The sequence below is a fragment of the Streptomyces sp. NPDC059255 genome, from assembly GCF_042752355.1.
In the GTDB taxonomy this organism is placed as follows: Bacteria; Actinomycetota; Actinomycetes; order Streptomycetales; family Streptomycetaceae; genus Streptomyces.
Window position 1 is genome coordinate 53,185 of the sequence record NZ_JBHYZP010000047.1, and the last position, 15,136, is coordinate 68,320.

The 15,136-nt window shown below is 68.8% G+C and carries 12 protein-coding genes and 1 pseudogene; 10 read left to right on the forward strand and 3 right to left on the reverse strand.

Annotated features, from left to right (window positions below; genetic code table 11):
• Positions 1–90 precede the first annotated feature (90 nt).
• Positions 91–372 carry an HPr family phosphocarrier protein gene (locus ACFXKG_RS36630; RefSeq protein ID WP_365819184.1) on the reverse strand — a complete coding sequence of 94 codons (282 nt, stop codon included), beginning with the start codon at positions 370–372 and terminating at the stop codon, positions 91–93.
• A 130-nt stretch (positions 373–502) separates the two neighbouring features.
• Here ACFXKG_RS36630 and ACFXKG_RS36635 point away from each other — a divergent pair, with 130 nt between their 5' ends.
• The 8 genes from ACFXKG_RS36635 to ACFXKG_RS36670 all read left to right on the forward strand — a co-directional run bounded on the left by ACFXKG_RS36635 (position 503) and on the right by ACFXKG_RS36670 (position 11,285).
• Positions 503–3,340 (forward strand): GNAT family N-acetyltransferase, encoded by a 2,838-nt coding sequence (locus ACFXKG_RS36635; RefSeq protein WP_384848443.1) that lies wholly within the window; start codon positions 503–505, stop codon positions 3,338–3,340.
• A 90-nt stretch (positions 3,341–3,430) separates the two neighbouring features.
• Positions 3,431–4,036 carry a DUF5998 family protein gene (locus ACFXKG_RS36640; protein WP_384848446.1) on the forward strand — a complete coding sequence of 202 codons (606 nt, stop codon included), beginning with the start codon at positions 3,431–3,433 and terminating at the stop codon, positions 4,034–4,036.
• On the forward strand, positions 4,036–5,232 hold the full coding sequence (locus ACFXKG_RS36645; RefSeq protein ID WP_384848449.1) for an alkaline phosphatase family protein: 1,197 nt from the start codon (positions 4,036–4,038) through the stop codon (positions 5,230–5,232). Before ACFXKG_RS36640 ends, ACFXKG_RS36645 begins: the two co-directional genes overlap by 1 nt.
• 89 nt (positions 5,233–5,321) lie before the next feature.
• The gene (locus ACFXKG_RS36650; RefSeq protein WP_384848452.1) at positions 5,322–5,972 is read left to right on the forward strand and encodes a thymidine kinase; all 651 of its coding nucleotides are present in this window, start codon (positions 5,322–5,324) and stop codon (positions 5,970–5,972) included.
• Between the two features lie 547 nt (positions 5,973–6,519).
• Positions 6,520–7,074: a hypothetical protein gene (locus tag ACFXKG_RS36655; RefSeq protein ID WP_384848455.1), complete on the forward strand. Its 555-nt coding sequence runs from the start codon at positions 6,520–6,522 to the stop codon at positions 7,072–7,074.
• Positions 7,075–7,597: 523 nt separating this feature from the next.
• Positions 7,598–9,934: a glycoside hydrolase domain-containing protein gene (locus ACFXKG_RS36660; RefSeq protein ID WP_384848458.1), complete on the forward strand. Its 2,337-nt coding sequence runs from the start codon at positions 7,598–7,600 to the stop codon at positions 9,932–9,934.
• A gap of 248 nt (positions 9,935–10,182) precedes the next feature.
• The gene (locus tag ACFXKG_RS36665) at positions 10,183–10,599 is read left to right on the forward strand and encodes a hypothetical protein (RefSeq protein WP_384848461.1); all 417 of its coding nucleotides are present in this window, start codon (positions 10,183–10,185) and stop codon (positions 10,597–10,599) included.
• A complete protein-coding gene (locus ACFXKG_RS36670; protein WP_384848464.1) occupies positions 10,596–11,285 on the forward strand; it encodes a hypothetical protein in 690 nt (229 codons plus the stop codon). Before ACFXKG_RS36665 ends, ACFXKG_RS36670 begins: the two co-directional genes overlap by 4 nt.
• A gap of 348 nt (positions 11,286–11,633) precedes the next feature.
• Here the strand turns inward: ACFXKG_RS36670 and ACFXKG_RS36675 are convergent.
• Positions 11,634–12,560, reverse strand: a pseudogene (locus ACFXKG_RS36675) (IS110 family transposase); the annotation flags it as partial.
• Here ACFXKG_RS36675 and ACFXKG_RS36680 point away from each other — a divergent pair.
• Positions 12,553–13,170, forward strand: a complete 618-nt coding sequence (locus ACFXKG_RS36680; RefSeq protein ID WP_384848467.1) for a thymidine kinase — start codon at positions 12,553–12,555, stop codon at positions 13,168–13,170. The pseudogene ACFXKG_RS36675 and the gene ACFXKG_RS36680 overlap by 8 nt on opposite strands.
• 49 nt (positions 13,171–13,219) lie before the next feature.
• On the opposite strand, the gene ACFXKG_RS36685 is transcribed toward ACFXKG_RS36680, so the two are convergent.
• Entirely contained in the window at positions 13,220–13,996 is a 777-nt protein-coding gene (locus tag ACFXKG_RS36685; RefSeq protein ID WP_384848470.1) for a VOC family protein, read from the reverse strand.
• 217 nt (positions 13,997–14,213) lie between these two features.
• Between ACFXKG_RS36685 and ACFXKG_RS36690 the strand changes: the two genes are divergently transcribed.
• Complete coding sequence (locus ACFXKG_RS36690; protein WP_384848473.1) at positions 14,214–15,038, forward strand: sulfurtransferase; 825 nt, start codon at positions 14,214–14,216, stop codon at positions 15,036–15,038.
• Positions 15,039–15,136 lie beyond the last annotated feature (98 nt).

Genomic DNA, 15,136 nt, shown 5'->3' on the forward strand with positions numbered 1-15,136 from the left:
TACCCCCCCCCAAACCCCCCCCCACACCCGGCCGGGGGGCCCCCCCTACCCCGCCCCCCCACCGCTCCGTCGTGGAAATACGCTCCGGGATCAGACCGTCTCGGGAAGCTCGTCGAGCCCCTCGGCGACCAGCTTCGCCAGCCGGTCCAGGGCGGCGTCCGCGCCCTCGGCGTCGGAGGAGAGCACGATCTCCTCGCCGCCCTGCGCGCCCAGTCCGAGCACCGCGAGCATCGACGCGGCGTTGACGGGGCTGCCGTCGGCCTTCGCGATGGTCACGGGGACGCCGGCGGCCGTGGCGGCGCGGACGAAGATGGAGGCGGGACGGGCGTGCAGCCCCTCGGCCCAGCCGACATTGACGCGGCGCTCAGCCATGGTGTTGCCCTTCAAGTCGCAAAAAGTCTCAAAACAGATGTCTGGACCAAGAGTCTCATGGGGCGCGGAACCGATCCCCGTCACCCCCGATCACCGGTCACGGGCACCGACCGCGCCGTAGGCTTTGGACATGGAGCACCCGCGGGACCACGCGTATCCAGGGCACTGGGAGGCGGACGTGGTGCTGCGCGACGGCGCCACCGCCCGGATCCGGCCCATCACCACGGAGGACGCGGAGCGGCTGGTCAGCTTCTACGAACAGGTTTCCGACGAGTCCAAGTACTACCGCTTCTTCGCCCCCTACCCGCGCCTCTCCGACCGCGACGTCCACCGCTTCACGCACCACGACTACGTGGACCGGGTGGGGCTCGCCGCGACCGTGGGCGGCGAGTTCATCGCGACCGTACGGTACGACCGCACCGACGAGCGCGGACTGCCCGCCTCCGCCCCCGCCGACGAGGCCGAGGTCGCCTTCCTCGTCCAGGACGCGCACCAGGGCCGCGGCGTCGCCTCCGCCCTCCTGGAGCACATCGGCGCCGTCGCCCGCGAGCGGGGCATCCGCCGGTTCGCCGCCGAGGTGCTGCCCGCCAACAGCAAGATGATCAAGGTGTTCCGGGATGCCGGGTACACCCAGCGGCGCAGCTTCGAGGACGGCTCCGTACGGCTCACCCTCGACCTCGAACCCACCGCCGAGTCCCTGGCCGTCCAGCGGGGCCGTGAGCAGCGCGCCGAGGCCCGCTCCGTGCAGCGCCTGCTGACCCCCGGCTCGGTCGCCGTCGTCGGGACCGGCCGCGCCCCCGGAGGCGTCGGCCGCACCGTGCTCCGCAATCTGCGCGACGCCGGGTTCACGGGTCGGCTGTACGCGGTGAACAGCGCGTTCCCCGAGTCCACGGAGAGGCTCGACGGCGTCCCCGCCGTACGCTCGGTCACCCGAATCGGTGAACCCGTCGACCTCGCCGTCCTCGCCGTCCCCGCCGAGCGGGTGCCCGAAGCGGTCGAGGACTGCGGCCGCTCCGGTGTCCAGGGCCTGGTGGTCCTCTCCGCCGGGTACGCGGAGAGCGGCGCCGAGGGCCGCGAGCGCCAGCGCGCACTGGTCCGGCTGGCCCGCTCGTACGGCATGCGCATCATCGGCCCCAACGCCTTCGGGATCATCAACACCGCCGACGCGGTACGGCTGAACGCCTCCCTCGCGCCGCAGCCGCCCGCGCGCGGCCGGATCGGCCTGTTCACCCAGTCCGGCGCGATCGGCATCGCGCTCCTCGCCGGGCTGCACCGGCGCGGTGCGGGGCTGTCGTCCTTCATCTCGGCGGGCAACCGCGCGGACGTCTCGGGCAACGACATCCTCCAGTACTGGTTCGAGGACCCGGACACCGACGTGGCGCTCCTCTACCTCGAATCGATCGGCAACCCGCGCAAGTTCACCCGGCTCGCCCGGCGCACGGCGGCGGTGAAGCCGGTCGTCGTCGTGAAGGGCGCCCGCCACAGCGGCAGCGCGCCGCCGGGGCACACCGTCCCGGTGACCCGCATCCCGGACGCCACCGTCTCGGCGCTGCTGCGGCAGGCCGGGGTGATCCGCGTCGACACGGTCACCGAACTCGTCGACGCGGGGCTGCTGCTCGCCTCCCAGCCGCTGCCCGCGGGCCCGCGCGTCGCGATCCTCGGCAACTCCGAGTCGCTCGGCCTCCTCACGTACGACGCCTGCCTCACGGAGGGGCTGCGCCCCCTGCCGCCCCAGGACCTCACCACCTCCGCGGCGCCCGACGACTTCCGTACGGCGCTCACGGCGGCCCTCGCGGACCCCGGCTGCGACGCCGTCGTGGTGACCGCGATCCCGCGGGTGGGGGAGACGGGCACGACGGACCCCGCCGACGGCGGCGCGCTCGGCACGGCGCTCAGGACGGCGGCGGCGACGGCCCCGGCGAAGCCGGTCACGGTGGTCCACGTGGAGATCGGCGGACTGGCGGAGGCCCTCTCGACGGCGACGCACAGCGGCCCGGGCCGCCCCTCGCCGCCGGCGACACCGCTCCCGGCACCGACGTCCCCGGAGCCGCACCCGTCCGGCGCCCCGGGCACCCCCGCGCCCGCCGCCGTGCGCATCCCCGCCTACCCCGCCGCCGAGCGCGCCGTCCGGGCGCTGGCCGAGGCCGTACGGTACGCGCGGTGGCGGCGCCAGGCGGCCGAACCCGGGAAGGTTCCCGAGTTCCTGGACGACACCATCGACGAGAGCGGGGCCGCCGCGCTCATCGGCAGGCTCCTCGGCGCCGCCCCCGACACCCGCCGCCTCTCCCCGGCCCCCGGCGACGCCCACGAACTCCTCGCCCTGTACGGCATCCCCGTACGGCCCGCCCTGCCCGCGCCGGGGCCCGACGAGGCCGTCGCCGCCGCCGCGCGGCTCGGCTACCCCGTCGCCCTGAAGACGACCGCCCCGCATCTGCGCCACCGCGCCGACCTCGGCGGCGTACGGCTCGACCTCGCCGACGAGGCACAACTGCGGCTCGCCCACCGCGAGCTGACCGAGCGGCTCGGCACCGCCGTCGAGCTGCGGCCCGTCGTCCAGGCCATGGCACCCCGCGGCGTGGACACCGTCGTACGGGCCGCCATCGACGCCGCCGCGGGCTCCGTGCTCTCCTTCGGGCTGGCCGGCGCCCCCTCCGAACTCCTCGGCGACCTCGCCCACCGGCTGGTGCCCGTCACCGACCGCGACGCCGCCGAACTGATCCGGTCGATCCGGACAGCACCCCTCCTCTTCGGCTGGCGCGGCTCGGCCCCCGTCGACACCCCCGCCCTGGAGGAGCTGCTGCTACGGGTCTCCCGGCTCGTCGACGACCACCCCGAGGTCGTCTCCGTCACCCTGGAACCCGTCGTCGTCGCCACCCACGGACTCTCCGTGCTCGGCGCCACCGTCCGCCTCGCGACGCCGCCCGCCCGCGACGATCTCGGTCCACGCACACTCCCCAGCCACTACTAGTACAGATCTCCGCCTCATCGGCCCCTGCTCAGCGGTTTCCGCCGGGACAGGGCGTCTCCGGCAGCCATCCGGCCCCCGTAGGATGAGCTCATGGCGAAGACCGGTACGACGACCCAGGGGCTGCGCACGGCGATCGAGCGCAGCGGCTACTACCCGGCTCTCGTGGCCGAGGCGGTGGAGGCCGCTGTCGGTGGCGAGCCGATCTCGTCGTACCTGGTGCACCAGGAGACCACCTTCGACGCCAACGAGGTACGGCGGCATGTCACCGTCCTCGTGCTGACCGCCCACCGCTTCATCGTCAGCCACACCGACGAGCAGGCCGCCGACTCCAGCTCCCCGACGCCGTACGCCACCACCTCCACCGAGTCGGTCCGGATCGACCGCATCTCCTCCGTCGTGGTCAGCCGCGTCGTCGCCAACCCGGAGTCGTACAAGCCCGGCACCCTGCCGCGCGAGGTCGTCCTCACCATCGGCTGGGGCGCCGTCTCCCGTATCGACCTGGAGCCGGCCGCCTGCGGCGACCCCAACTGCGAGGCGGACCACGGCTACACGGGCAGCTCCACCGCCGACGACCTGAGCCTGCGGGTCAGCGACGCGGGCGACGGCCCGGACACCGTGCGGCAGACGCTCGCGTTCGCGCAGGCACTCTCCGAAGCCACCGCGGCCACGGCGGCCACCGCGGCGACCGGCCGCTGATGGCCGCCGAGTCCCTCTGGCAGGACCCCGTCCCGCTCGCCCTCTCCAGCGCGCCGCTGCCGCAGTACGGCAGCGGCTCGCTCGCGGATCTGCTGCCCACACTCGCCGCGGGCCAGGGCGTACCGGATCTGACCGCTACCATCCCGGAACTGACCCCCGCGGACCGGAACTGCGTCTTTCTGATCGACGGCCTCGGCTGGGAGCAGCTCAGGGCGCACCCGGACGAAGCGCCGTACATGACATCGCTGCTCGCCACCTCGCGCGGCTCCACCGGGCGTCCCCTCACCACCGGCTTCCCCGCCACCACCGCGACCTCCCTCGCCTCCGTCGGCACGGGGCTGCCGCCCTCCGCGCACGGCCTGCCCGGGTACACCGTCCGCGATCCGGCGACCGGAGCGCTGATGAACCAGCTCCGCTGGAAGCCGTGGACCGCGCCGCACGTCTGGCAGCCGTACCCCACCGTCTTCGCCCGGGCCGAGGCGGCGGGCGTGCACACCGCGCAGGTCTCCTCCCCGACCTTCCAGCACACCCCGCTCACCAAGGTCGCGCTGAGCGGCGGCTCCTTCTTCGGCCGGCTCTCCGGCGAGGACCGGATGGACCTGGCCGCCGAACAACTTGCCGCGGGTGACCGGTCGCTGGTCTACACGTACTACAGCGAGGTCGACGGCAAGGGTCACCGCTTCGGGGTCGACTCCGACGCCTGGCGCGGCCAGTTGATGTACGTCGACCGGCTCGTCCAGCGCCTCGCCGAACAGCTCCCGCCCCGTACCGCGCTCTACGTCACCGCCGACCACGGCATGATCGACATCCCCTTCGACGAGGAGTCGCGCATCGACTTCGACGAGGACTGGGAGCTGAGCGCCGGGGTCGCCCTGCTGGGCGGCGAGGGCCGGGCCCGCCATGTCTACGCCGTCCCGGGCGCCGCCGCCGATGTCCTCACCGTCTGGCGCGAGGTCCTCGGCGAGCGGTTCTGGGTGGCGAGCCGCGACGAGGCGGTCGCGGAGGGGTGGTTCGGGCCGCCGGGCGCGATGGACGAGCGGGTGTACGACCGGATCGGCGATGTCGTCGCCGCGGCCCACGACGACGTGGTGATCACCGCCTCCGTCCAGGAGCCGCACGAGTCGGCGATGGTGGGGATGCACGGCTCGATGACCCCCGTCGAGCAACTGGTCCCGCTCCTCGAAGTACGCTCGTAACCGCTCGTACGCCCGTACGATGCCCATCGACCGCGGCGCGGCCCCCGCCGCCCCCGGCAGCCGAAGACCCGAAAGGCCGTCACCCCCTCATGCCAGAGCTGGTGTTCTTCTCCGGAACGATGGACTGCGGAAAGAGCACCCTCGCGCTGCAGATTGCGCACAACCGGTCGGCGAGGGGGTTGCAGGGTCTGAACTTCACTCGGGATGACCGTGCGGGGGAGGGAAAGCTCTCTTCACGGCTCGGGCTGGTGACCGAGGCGGTCGAGGCCGTGCAGGGCATGGATCTGTATGCCTACGTCGTCGACCGGGTCTCGCAGGGCGGCAGGGTCGACTACTTGATCGTGGACGAGGCACAGTTCCTGGAGCCAGTACAGATCGATCAATTGGCGCGAGTCGTGGATGACTTGGGCCTGGATGTCTTCTCCTTCGGTATCACCACCGACTTCCGCACGAAGCTCTTCCCTGGCTCGCGGCGGCTGATCGAGCTGGCGGACCGCCTTGAGACGCTGCAGGTGGAGGCGATGTGCTGGTGCGGGGCGCGTGCTACGCACAATGCCCGCACGGTGGACGGCAAGATGGTGGTGGAAGGTGAGCAGGTTGTTGTCGGTGACGTGAGCAGCCCCGCTGCGGAGGTCGGCTACGAGGTGTTGTGCCGACGACACCATCGTCGCCGTATGACGGCCGGCTCTGTCCGCGCCGGCGCGCTCTCACCGGACGTCCTGCCGGTGGCCTCCGGCTGAGGTTGTCGGCCGAGTCGGCCTGGTTGCGGTGGTCTGCAGAGCCTCTCGGTCTCCGCCTGCACCCGGATCACCTGCTTCCAGCCGCTGCTGAACACCGTGGCCGATCTGGCCGGGGTGATTGTCACCACCAACGCGATGCACACCAAGCGCAATCACGCCGACTCCCGTTTCGGCCGTGAAGCCCACTGCATCGCGGTCGCCCAAGGCGACCAGGAGAAGCTCCGCAAGCAACTCAATTCCTTTCCCTGTGACGGCTTCGCCGGAACCTCCGAGCAGGATGCTGTCCTTGATTTCCTGGTATGCGGTGAAGATCCTCTCGACGACCTTCTGTCAACTGAATCCGTTGAACGAAACCGTCCGGAACGGACCGACTCGCCCACCGATGTCATCGGCCCGGCCGGCACCGCCGCCACGGTTGCCGAACGGTCGCTCTCTTCCTGTGCCGACCCTCGATCGGGCAGCGAGATCAAAAACCTGCTCGCTTATGTGTTCGATGCGATACTCTCTGCATGTCGGGGCTACCTGACTGTCACTTTATGGGGGAAAAGTGAAGACTGTTGTGCGTTTTGCGAGCATATGTGCCGCCCTGCTCTCGGTGACGATGACCGCACCTGCTGCGTCGGCGGCCGACCAGGCCGAGCCGAAGGGCAACACGCCGATCGAGACCATGCACGTCAAGGGTGTCAAGGTCGACAAGCAGGCGACAGACGAAGCCAAGCGGATCATCGCGGCCACCCCGGAGGTCGCTGCGGCTGCTGCCAACGTATGCGGATCTGGCTACACCATTTCTGTCGGGGCCGCCCGTTACGGCACCTACGGCACCACCTACACCTGGACCAACGGCAAGACAACAGGTGACAGTTACTACGACAAGCCGATCTGTGCTGTGTTCTTCAACGACACCGGCGTCGCGCACTCCATGGGCATCCGTCTGTCGACCAACTACACCTCCATCCCCGACGTCCAGGACTTCGGCACGTACAGCTCCTACGCCGGGCCCGTCTATCAGAGCAAGGGCTACTGCGGCCGGGCGTACTCCTACATGAAGGTTGGAAGCACGGTGAGGGTCGACAACTACCTCACCGTAGGTGCCTGCAACTGATGACTGCTGATCGATCTGGCGAGAGACTGCTGCACGGATAGGTGGCAGTCGGGTTACATGCCGCGAGGGTGGCGAGTTCGGGAACCCTTGCGCCCTTGAATCCTGGACGCGGGTTATGCGGCTTGTGCCGGCGTATACCTGACGACTCCACGTATGCCGAACGGATGTCGATACAGCGAAATACCTGATGTTATGGGTCATCAGGTATGCGACGGCCTTACGCGGCAACCCCGGAGAAGCAGGAGCGCATGTCGATGCGGACTGTCCGGATGGGTGCCGGTGGGATTCGGTAAGCCGGAAAGGGATTTGTTCACTCTCGCGGGAATGCCGCTGCGCGGCAGATCCTTCGAGGACGCCACCCCGGACAACCCGGTCTCGATCGCGCATGCCGGGGTCACCTTGCACTGTTCGCTTCATCCGGTCCGACGCGCCGCCGTGAAGGCTGCCCACTCGTTCGTTGTGACCGGTTCGAGCTCGCCAATTCCCCGCACGTGTCGAAGAGTCGAAGGAACGGATTTCCGCCATGGCTGACGAAATGGTTCTGCAGGCCCAAAAGTGGGTCAATGCGACGTACAGGAGTGTCGCCGGCTACAACGCCGTGACAGAGGACGGGAAGACCGGATGGAACACCATGTACTCCCTGACTCGTGCGTTGCAGCACGAACTCGGGATCACGGCTCTCTCCAACGCCTTCGGTCCCACCACGTTGTCGACGTTGACGGCCAGGGGGCCCATCAAGGTCGGTGAGTCGAACAAGAACATAGTCAAGATCATCCAGTGTGGCCTTTTCTGTAAGGGTTACCACGCCGGGGCCATCGACGGGGAGATGTCGAACTCCACTCTGTCGGGATTCAAGACGATGATGTACGACATCGGGATTTCGGCGGAAGAGATCGATAATGCTCTGCCGGCCAAGGTCTTCAAGGCCTTGCTCACCATGGATGCCTACATCTTCCTGTCCGGCGGGCTGGAGCAGATCCGCCTCATGCAGCAGTGGCTCAATTCCCTCTACTGGAAGAAGTCAACCTTCTTCATCGGCCCGTGCGACGGGTTCTTCTCCCGCGACGTGCAGCAGGCCCTGATGAAGGGGATCCAGTACGAGTCGGGAATTCCGGAGGACTCGGCCAATGGCGTCTTCGGTCCCGCCACGGAAGCAAGCCTGCGGGCCCATACACTCACCGAAGGTGACTCCGGTAAATGGGTGCAGCTGTTCTCCGCGGCCTGTGTGGCGAACGGTCCGTCGAACACGAGTGGCGACATTGCCAGCTTCAGCTACGAGTTCGGCCCGAAGCTCGAGAGCTGGGTGAGGAAGTTCCAGAGCTTCTCCGCGATCAGCGTGACAGGTAAGGCCGACTTCGACACCTGGGCGCAGTTGCTGGTTTCCTACGGAAACCCCGACAGGGCGGCCAACTGTTGTGACACCCGCTTCACCATCACCTCCTCCCGGGCGAAGGCGCTCCACGCTGCTGGCTACCGCGCGGTAGGCCGCTATCTCGACGAGCCGGCCGAGGGCACTCTGAACAAGGAGATACAGCCCGGAGAGCTGGACGCCATATTCTCTGCCGGTCTGAACGTCATCCCGCTGTGGCAGTACGATGCGCGGAAGCTCGCGGACTTCTCATACCCCAACGGCTACTTGCACGGGCGCAAGGCGCACGAACGGGCTGAAGGCTACGGATTCAACCGGAGCACGGTGATCTACTTCGCGGTCGACTACGACGCCACGCAAGCGGAGATGGACAAGATCGTCGACTATTTCACCGGCGTGAACGACGCCCTGAAGAGTAACGGCAGCAAGTACATCACCGGCGTGTATGGTTCGCGGAACGTGTGCGCAAGCGTGTCCGGAGGCGCGTATGTGCCGTACGCGTACGTCTCGGGCATGTCCTACGGATTCTCCGGCAACCTCGGATTCCCCCTCCCGCAGAACTGGACGTTCAACCAGATCAAGGAGTTCGACTTCTCCGCTGGTTCGGACACCTTCGCGCTGGACCGGGTGACACACCGCCCCGGCTCGGACTTCGGTCAAAACTCGGTCAATCAGCCGGGAAGTGCATCGGTCGATGCGTTCATCGCATATGTCCAGAAAGTGTACGACGCTGCCGTCGAGTACGGAAAGGGTAACGCGAACGAACTGTCCCTGCAGTTCATGCGCTGGGACAAGTACACCGACTCCCGCTGGGGAGCGCTGTTCGGTGATGTGGACAACGCGTTCATCCAATTCGCTGTCGACCGGGGGCTCGGCCGCGCGAGGGAGCAGGCATACAGCGACCCGTCGATGGGTGTCACCATCAGCCCGGACCACCTGATCGCCAGTGCCGCAGGCTATTTCCTCAAGGGGAACGCCGGAGTCGGCAAGGCGAATCGTGCCGAGCTCGCCAGTTGGGGTGGTGACCTGCTCACGTTCTACGGCGAATGGAGCCGTTCGGACAACGCATCCCCGCTGGACTTCTGTCGCAAGACACTGGCCAGGCCCGACGTGGCGTCCACGTTCTCGCTCAGCGACCTGATCGAGGACATCGACGGGTTCACGGTCGCGACCCAGTTGAAGGCCGGCGGCACGGACATCGTCACCGAACTCAGGAAAATTCTGCTTGGTGGGGGACACCTGACGCGTTTCAGTGACTTCAAGGCGGCCAGGTTCGGCACCACCACCGACGGCGTCACGAAGACGGCGAAGGCGTTTCTCGAGGACCAGATCGACGACACTCTGCTGTCAAAAACGCGTGCGCTGTTGATCCAGAGGAACTGTCCGCTGTTCAAGGAGCCCTGGAACGAGTCCGACTCCGTGATGGACGAGTTCTACCGGGGATTCGCCGAAGTTCTGCAGCGTCTCATCGGCCAGGAAGTGACCCGCTGAAGCAGGTGTCTCGGCCGGCGGGCTGTACCCGTTGGCCAGATTCTCGAGGAAGTGAACTTTCGCTAGGGTATGCGCATTCTTCATCGCACCCAGGATGACGCCGGACGCCCGTGCCCGTCGAAATCAGCAGGTTGGGTAACTTGCCCGGCCCTGGGGAAACGCTTGGCGCGGGAGGCAGGAAGAACCATGCGGCACTGTGTGTCCACGAAACCGGATCAGGAGGAGGGAACACAATGCCGACTCCTTTGATGGGCCTGCTCCTGCTCGTGAGCGTGGTGGCTGTGCCGGCGTGCATCCTGGCGATCGTTCTCATGCTGAGGAATCCACCCCGTTCGCTGTCCAAGATCTGCGCGATTCTCGCTCTGATCCTCGGTTTCTCGGCCACGGCCGTGTACTGCTACGGCTGGTTCACCGTCACCCTGGGGGGTCCGTTCCCGGAGCTGTGCGAGGACAGGAACGCGTCCGGAGCTCAGTTGGCGAGCCTGCAGCAGGACTACTGGCCCCTCCGCAACGCCTGCATCTATTCCGACGGCTCGACGGTGGAACACGTTTCCATGTCGATCAACCTGTTCGTCTACGTGCCGGCTGGTCTTGCCGTCGTCCTGATCTGTGCCGCCGTGTTCCTGCACCGGCGGGCACGACACATTCCCGAAGGGGCCTCATGACCATCGAATTCTCACGTCGCGTCATACTCAAGCAGCTCACCGGCGTCGCTGCCGGAGCCGCACTGGTCTCCGGCGGAGGCGCACTGCTCGCTCCCGCCACCGCCGTCGCCGCGGACACCACGTGGCGTAGATCGACCTCGGCGAACGGCTGGAGCATCCCGAACGCCCGCTCTTCGGTCACCGGCACCTGCGACATTCAGGGAACCGGGCTGACCGTCGTCCTGCGCGAAGGAGACACCGCAACGGTCCTGGCCTACCTGGCACAGCGCTTCCACTACGACGTCGCCCGGCTGGAGAGCGAGCGCGGCGAGATCGTAGGGTATCGCGCCGATCGCGAGGTCAGAGCGGACTTCGAGTCCAACCACCTGTCAGGAACCGCACTGGCGCTGTATCCGGAAATCTACCCGCTGGGAGTCACGGGGAACTTTTTCCCGTACCAGGTCACGGCGATCCGGGACATCCTCGCGGAACTCGGAGGTGTGGTGAAGTGGGGCGGTGACATGAAGCCTGCCATGGAATCCATGTTCTTCATCGACGTGCCGCCGGAGTCGCAGCAACTCAAGCAGGTCGCAGCGACGCTCAGAGAATGGCAGATCACTCCGAGCAAGGGCGCCGGGACGCAGAACGTCGAGGACCCCAAGCGCATCAAGGCGTCGAAGGCTCTGGCGAAGAGCCAGAAGGGCTAGAGCGCGTATCGAGTCGTCAATCTGCCGGGACTTTCCCCTGCAGGGTGACGTGTTCCGTTAGATCGTCTTCTGTGACGCAGATGCAACTGTCAGATGCGGAGTGAGAGTTCAGCGGGCCGTATCTGCCGATAGGCAGGTACGGCCCGTACCTGTACCCGGAGAGGCTGCGGCGGCGACTGGATCCCATATGGCGTACTGATCGGTACCACATCGTGGACGATGAGGGATGTGACGTCTCTGACTGGGGGACCGGGAGACGCGCGTGGAGAGTTCGGCCGACCTGGTGTGGGGCCGCCTCGACGAGGAACTGCGTGTGTGGTGGTGGGTTGGGGGCCCCTATGGGTTTGGTCAAGCTGATGGGGCGGGTTGAGGGTTGCAGAAGGTGCCGTCGTGGGAGCATCGCGAACAGCACGTCGGCTCGTCGTCTCGCGAGGCGGAGGAGGGCTTGGGTGTGGTGCTTTCCCTGCGCGATCTTCTTGTCGTGGTAGGCCCGGGAGACCGGGTCGGCCAGGGCCGCGAACGCGGACAGGAAGAAGGCCCGTTCGAGCTGTTTGTTTCCGCGGCGGGACGAGGGTGGTTTTCCAGCAGTTCCTCGATCCGGGTGGCCAGGAGTTTGCGCTGGTCAAGCACCGCTTGGAGCGAGTTGGCGAGGCTGGGGACGATCAGAGCGGCAGCATCGGTGCCCGGGACGACGACGGTCTGTTCGTCCAAGGCGGTGAAGATGTCCTCGATGAGCCGTTCGGCCATCCGCGGCGCTTCAGGGCGGATCAAGGTCACGAGTCGACGGCGTCCGGCTCTGCGGATCTGAGCCGGGGAGCCGAACTGGTCGAGGAGCTTGAGCACCGCCGGGTGCTGCATTCGCGGGCCCAGGACTCGTTCCAGAACCGGGTGGATCTGCGTGAGCAGGCCCCGCAGCCGGTTGCTGATCCGGGTTGCTTCCCCGGCCAGGTCGTCATCGAAGCCGACGATCATCTCCAGCTCGGCGATGGTCTCGTCCTCAAGGTCGACCGAGCGGAGGGTATGGGGCATGACCCTGGCGGCGTCCGCGATGACGAAGGCGTCGCGGGCGTCGGTCTTGGCCTCTCCGGGATGGAAGTCCGTGATCCGTCGCAACGTCAGGCCGGGCAGACAGGCGACCGGGCAGCCCATGTCCCGGGCCACCGTCAGCGGCAGAGCCCCGATCTAGGCCGGCTGATCGACCACCACCAGCACGGCGCCGTGCTTGGCCTGCAACTTGCCGAAGACCTCGCGGAGCCTGGGCTCACTGTTGGGTAACCGCTGCACCCTCGCTCTGCAGATCGAGCACAACCGCTCGGCGCGCGGGCTCCAGGGCGTGATCTTCACCCGTGACGACCGGGCCGGCGGGGGCAAGCTCTCCTCCCGGCTCGGTCTGGTCACCGACGCTGTCGAGGCCGCGGACGACTTCGACTTCTACGCCTACCTCGTGGACCGGCTCTCCCAAGGCGGCCGGTGCGACTACGTCATCGCCGACGAGGCGCAGTTCCTCGCCCCGGCCCAGATCGACCAGCTCGCCCGGGTCGTGGACGACCTGGAGCTGGACGTCTTCACCTTCGGCATCACCACCGACTTCCGCTCCAAGCTCTTCCCCGGCTCGCAGCGGCTCGTGGAGCTCGCCGACCGGGTCGAGGTGCTCCAGGTCGAGGCGCTCTGCTGGTGCGGCGCGCGCGCCACGCACAACGCGCGGACGGTCGGCGGCGCCATGGTGGTCGAGGGCGCCCAGGTCGTCGTCGGGGATGTCCACCGGGGCGGCGACGAGGCCGGTTACGAGGTGCTGTGCCGGCGCCACCACCGGCGCCGGATGACCGCGGCGACCGCGCGGGCCGCCACGCTCTCCCCGGACGTCCTGCCGATCCCGGCGGGCTGACGGGCGGTGGCGGCCGCCATCACGCCGGCACCGCCTCCCGCGGCCGGTCTCAGCGGTCGGCCGACCGTACGATCGTGAAGACCGCGCCCTCCGGGTCCGCGACCGTCGCGTGCCGTCCGTTCGCGCCCTCGCGCGGCTGCTGGAGCACCTGCCCGCCCAGCTCCGTGACCAGCCGCGCGGCTGTGTCGGTGTCCGCCACCTCGAAGTACGTCATCCAGTGCGCGCCCCGGTCCCGGGTGAGCCCCCGGCCCACCCCGTGCAGCGAGGCGACGGGGCGCCCGCGCAGACGCAGGGTCAGGAAGTCGAAGTCGGCCGAGACGACCGCCTCCACGTCGTAGCCGAACAGCGCCTTGTAGAAGGTGTCGACCGAGGATGTCTCGCGGGTGATCAGCTCGTTCCAGACGGGCGTGCCGTGCGCCCCGGCCACCGCCGTCCCCGTGTGAGCCGCCGCCTGCCAGATCCCGAAGACCGCGCCCGCCGGGTCGGCGGCGATGGCCATCCGGCCCGCCGCCGCCGCGTCCAGCGGGCCGACGCCGACCGTTCCGCCGCAGCTCCTGATCGTCTCGGCCGTCAGATCCGCGTTGTCCGTGGCCAGATACGTCAGCCAGGCGATGGGAAGATGCCGGTCGGGCGGCAACTGACCGATCCCCGCGATCTCCTTGCCGTCGAGCAGCCCGCGGACGTACGGTCCCAGCTGCTGCGGCCCGGGCTCGAACTCCCAGCCGAACAGCGCTCCGTAGAACTCCTCCGTCGCGGCAAGTCCGTGCACCATCAGACTCACCCAGCAGGGTGTTCCTGGTGTGCGCCGGGTCGCTGCCTCGGTCATCGTCACTCTCTCCTCGGACCGTCGTGGTGGCCGTGCGGGGCGTGCCGATGCTCGCACCCACCGGCGCGCGGCGCCGCCCGGCCGCGCCGCACTTGGCGGGATCTCGATTCGTTGTTTACCGGCGTTCACCAGCTTTTACCGGCTGTTTCACAGGCCGTTACATCGCGTGGTCCGCCGACGCTCCCGCCGTGGGGGGCCGTACGCGAGGATGGTCGCCATGACAGCCATCATCACCGCAGCCGAACTCACCGGCGAGTCGGCGGGCCCGCGCCCGCCCGTACTGCTCGACGTCCGCTACCGACTCGGCGGGCCGCCGGGACGGCCGGAGTACGAGGCGGGGCATCTGCCCGGCGCCGTATACGTCGACCTCGACGCGGAACTGGCGGGCCCGCCGGGCGCGGGCGGCCGGCATCCGCTGCCCGACCTGGCGGTCTTCGGTGCGGCGATGCGCCGTGCGGGGGTCGGCGCGGACACGCCCGTGGTCACGTACGACGGGGGGCTGGGGTGGGCGGCGGCCCGCGCCTGGTGGCTGCTGCGCTGGACGGGCCACGGCGATGTCCGGGTCCTGGACGGCGGTCTGGCCGGCTGGACGGGCCCGCTCTCCACCGAGATCCCGGACCCGGCGGAGGGCGACTTCCGTCCCGAGCCGGGCGGGCTCCCGCTGCTGGACGCGGACGGCGCGGCGGCCCTCGCCCGGGAGGGGCTGCTGCTGGACGCCCGCGCGGCCGAGCGCTACCGCGGCGACGTCGAGCCGATCGACCGGATCGGCGGCCACATCCCCGGCGCGGTCTCGGCTCCCACCGCGGAGAACATGGCCGAAAACGGCACCTTCCGCCCGGCGCCGGAACTCGCGGCCCGCTTCGCGGCCCTGGGGGCCACGGGCCGGGACGTCGGCGTCTACTGCGGCTCCGGCGTCTCCGCCGCCCAGCAGGTGCTGGCCCTGGAACTGGCGGGCATCCGCGCGGCACTCTACGCGGGCTCGTGGTCGGAGTGGTCGGAGGACCCCGCCCGCCCGGTCGCCAAGGGCCCGGACCCCCGGTAACGGCCGGGAGCGTCGGGCACCGGGGGAGCGCCTGCGGAGCGTCCGGGAGCATGTGAGAAGCACCCGAGGGGTCGGTGCTCACCGCACGCGGTGAGCAC